Origin of the sequence: Malonomonas rubra (assembly GCF_003247215.1) — a bacterium.
GTDB lineage: Bacteria > Desulfobacterota > Desulfuromonadia > Desulfuromonadales > Geopsychrobacteraceae > Malonomonas > Malonomonas rubra_A.
On sequence record NZ_QKAP01000021.1, the window covers coordinates 1 to 4,109 of the forward strand.

Annotated in this window: 4 protein-coding genes; all 4 read right to left on the minus strand. The window is 48.2% G+C overall.

The window, feature by feature from the left end; genetic code table 11:
• On the minus strand, nt 1–611 hold a 611-nt coding region (locus tag Q7J88_RS01995; RefSeq protein ID WP_303720476.1), incomplete at its 3' end, for a type IV pilus twitching motility protein PilT.
• A 28-nt stretch (nt 612–639) separates the two neighbouring features.
• The gene (gene pilB / locus Q7J88_RS02000; RefSeq protein ID WP_303720477.1) at nt 640–2,349 is read right to left on the minus strand and encodes a type IV-A pilus assembly ATPase PilB; all 1,710 of its coding nucleotides are present in this window, start codon (nt 2,347–2,349) and stop codon (nt 640–642) included.
• A gap of 191 nt (nt 2,350–2,540) precedes the next feature.
• Nucleotides 2,541–3,500 (minus strand): bifunctional riboflavin kinase/FAD synthetase, encoded by a 960-nt coding sequence (locus tag Q7J88_RS02005; protein WP_303720478.1) that lies wholly within the window; start codon nt 3,498–3,500, stop codon nt 2,541–2,543.
• A 32-nt stretch (nt 3,501–3,532) separates the two neighbouring features.
• A partial coding sequence (locus tag Q7J88_RS02010) for an RNB domain-containing ribonuclease (protein WP_303720479.1) occupies nt 3,533–4,109 on the minus strand: 577 nt, incomplete at its 5' end.

Here is a 4,109-nt window from a genome sequence, read left to right on the forward strand (position 1 = left end):
CCCAGTAACACCACATCAGGATCCTGCCGCAAGATATATTTCAGCGCTTTTTTGAAGGATTGTGTATCTGCCCCAACTTCCCGTTGATTCACCAAACACTTTTTGTGCGGATGCAAATACTCGATTGGATCTTCTATGGTAATGATGTGCTCATTGCGAGAGGAATTGATCGCATCGATAATGGCCGCCAAGGTCGTCGACTTACCGCTTCCGGTCGGTCCGGTGACCAGAACCAATCCACGCGGTTTCCGCGAGAGGGATTTTACCACCGCCGGCAATCCAAGATCTTCAAAGCTTTTGATTTCGAAAGGGATCGAACGAAAAGCTCCGGCCACCGCACCACGCTGCATAAAAATATTACCACGGAAACGCGACAGCCCTTTGACCCCGAAAGAGAGATCAAGCTCATTTTCCTCTTCAAATATCCGTTTCTGCGAATCGGTCAAAACACTGTAGCAAAGCTGCTTGGTTTCCGCTGGGGACAGAGGTTCGATATTTAAAACTTGCATATGTCCATCGACCCGGATCTGCGGCGCGGTCCCTGTCGATATATGCAGGTCGGAAGCCCCTTTTTCGATCATAGCGTTAAGCAGTTGATGCATATTGGCCATAAAACAAACCTCTTAGTCGGGCTGGTATTTACTGCTGTTCATCACCTACGGTACAGCGAAGCACTTCCTCCAGGGTGGTAACCCCTTCCATCATCTTGGTCAAGGCAGATTGGCGCATGGTCTTTACCCCAAGCCGCATCGATTCTTGTTTAATCTCAGCTGTATTGGCGCCAGACAGAACCATCTCCTTGATATCTTCGAACATCGGCATTACCTGATAGATACCGATCCGCCCCTTATAGCCGGTATCGTTACAGACAGAGCATCCCTTACCTTTGTAGACCGTAAACTTACCGAGTTCCTCTTCTGGAACCCCTGCAGCAATCAAGGCATCCTTGGGAGTATCTATCGGCTCTTTACATTCCGTGCAGATTCGCCGCCCAAGACGCTGGGCGGAAATCAGGTTAACCGCAGAGGCAACCAGAAACGGTTCGATCCCCATATTCAACAGACGGTTAATGGTACTGGGCGCATCGTTGGTGTGCAGGGTGGATAAAACCAGGTGACCAGTCAAGGCAGCCTTGACTCCGATCTCGGCGGTTTCAAAGTCGCGAATCTCGCCAATCATGATGATATCCGGGTCTTGACGTAGAAATGCACGCAACGCGGCGGCAAAGTTCAGGCCAATTTCTTCGTGCATCTGTACTTGGTTGATACCAGCGAAGTTAAATTCGACCGGGTCCTCCGCAGTGGAAATATTCTCAGTCACCTTGTTCAATTCCGACAGGGCGGAATAGAGCGAAACTGTCTTGCCACTACCGGTCGGGCCGGTGACCAAAACCATGCCGAATGGCTTGTGAATCTCCTGCTTGAACCACTTAAGTGCTTGTTCTTCGTAACCTAGTTTGGTCATATCAAGCTGTAAGTTACTCTTGTCGAGCAAACGCAAAACGACCTTTTCACCAAATAGGGTCGGCAGGCAGTTGACCCGGTAGTCCATCTCAACCCCGCGCCCCATTTTGATCTTAATCCGCCCATCCTGCGGTAAACGACGCTCGGCGATATCGAGATCGGCCATAATTTTAATCCGCGAGGTGATGGCGTTTTTCAACTTACGTGGCGGTTTCATCACTTCGTACAGAACACCGTCGATACGATAACGCACCCGAAACACATATTCGTACGGCTCGATATGGATATCGGACGCTTTCCTTTTTATCGCATCAGTCAGAATCAGGTTAACCAGTTTGACTACCGGAGCATCCTCACTCGCCTTTTCCAGTTCTCCGACATCTTCCAGAGAAGTGTCTTCAATCAGTTCAAGATCATCGAAATTCTCCAGATCTCCCATGACATCAGCAAGGGTCGAGCTTTGATCATAATATTTATCGATCGCTTCTTTAATCGCGGCTTCTGCCGCAACAACGACCTCGACATTGAAGCCGGTCATAAACTTAATATCATCGATGGCGAAGATATTCGAAGGATCTGACATGGCGACGATCATTGTCGCGCCCGCTCGGTTGATTGGAACAAGTTGATATTTCTGAACAACGTCGGCAGGAATCAGGCTGATAACTGCAGGATCGATATCGAATTCAGACAGGTTGATGGATGGAACACCGTAATGCTTCGACAGGAAAGAGGCAAGATCGTTTTCTTCAACATAGCCAAGTTTGATCAGTGCCGCACCAAGCCGAATCCCCTCTTTTTTCTGCTCATGAACAGCTTTCTGCAGCTGTTCATCAGAGATAAACTCATTACGAACCAGTAATTCACCAAGGCGGTTTGCACTCATCGAAATTTTACCTCTTCCACGCTCATTTGATCGCCCCTCAAGGCAAACCAGAAGATCACACTTCTGGCAGCAATCCCCTCCAGAGCATGTTTTCCAGCGGCTAATTTGGCATGGGCTAAATTTTTACGAAACTCATACTATCAGATCACAACTTATATCATATAACTTTTTAATGCACTAGCATTAATCTTTCAATAAGAAAGATATTCCTGAAATTGAATAATTTGTCGCTCCCCAAGAATTTGGCGAGCCCTGACAACATCGGCACAAATAGCCTCGGTCAACTCTTTCGGTCCAGAGAATTTTTTTTCACCACGCAACCGCTCAACAAAGTAAATACGCATGTTTTGCCCATAGAGATTCCCAGAGAAGTCTAGTAGATGGACTTCAATGGTCGACTTACCATTGTCGAATGTTGGACGCTGACCGAGATTAACCACGCCATTATATTCCTGCAAATTGTGCCGTACCTTGATGGCGTAAACTCCCGGAGCCGGAAGTTGCTCCTTTTCCGTTTCCAGATTTGCAGTGGGAAAACCGATTTTTCGACCTCGCTGCTGACCAGGCACAACGGTTCCCTCAAGGTTATAGTGACGCCCCAAAAGTGCAACCACTTCAGCTACCTTCCCCTCGGAGAGCATTTGCCGAATCCTTGTCGAACTATAGGGTTGCCCGTCAACTCCGACCGGTTTGAGAACGTCAACCAGCACCCCTTTGGCACGACAGTACTCCTGTAAAAATTCTGCATTTCCACAACGATTTTTACCAAAAGCGTAGTCATAACCGATGACCAACCCTTTCACCTGCAACGCCCCGATAAGAACATCATTCACGAACTGTTTAGGATCCATCCCAGCGAATTCTCTTGTAAAAGGAGCTTCAATTAACAGATCCACGTGAGACGCTTCGATCAAGCGCCTTTTTTCGGTCGGGGTATTCAGCAATAAAGGAGCCCTTTCGGGGCGCAGCAACTTTAACGGATGAGGTTCGAAGGTATAAACCACAGACTTGCACTTCATTTCACGTGCGCGGCTGAGCAAAAGACGGAATAAGGTGCGATGGCCGAGGTGAACGCCATCAAAGTTCCCTAGAGAAACAACACAGGGGCCAACCGCACCTGTCGCGGGTAAAAATTGGGTCACAATATCCATTTAATTAATAACCAGTTTAAACAACCATCTTACTAGATTAACGATTGTCGGCCATGTTCGACAAGGCTAAAATCAACTCGACGGCGCCACAACTCGACCTTCTCAACCCTCACCGCTACCGGCATGCCAATACGGAATTCAAGTCGACGGCGCTCTCCGATCAGCACATGTTGAGTTGGTTCAAAATAGTAGTAATCTCCGCTCAAGCTGCGTACATGGACTAGTCCTTCAACAAACTGTTCATCAAGCTCAACGAAAAAACCGAACTCGGCTACTGATGAGATGATCCCGGGAAAGACCTCTCCAATCTTATCCTGCATCAGCTGGCAGCGACGCAACTCAAGCAAATTCCGCTCTGCTGACAACGCACGGCGCTCTTTTGCAGAACATTCTTCGCCAAGAGCAATGAGCTTTTCACTTGGACCTTCAGCCTTGCATACTCCTTTTTCAAGAGCAATCTTCAAGGTGCGATGCACCTGCAGATCGGGGTAGCGACGGATCGGAGAGGTGAAATGACAATAAGATTGGGCAGCTAGACCGAAGTGTCCCTTATTCAGAGGCGTATATTGGGCCTGCTGCAGGCTGCGTAACAACTGCTGATTAAGCAAA

Coding starts and splice junctions, on each gene's coding strand:
- Q7J88_RS02005 (WP_303720478.1), bottom strand. CDS start 3,500: ATGGATATTGTGACCCAATTTTTACCCGCGACAGGTGCGGTTGGCCCC.
- pilB (WP_303720477.1), bottom strand. CDS start 2,349: ATGAGTGCAAACCGCCTTGGTGAATTACTGGTTCGTAATGAGTTTATC.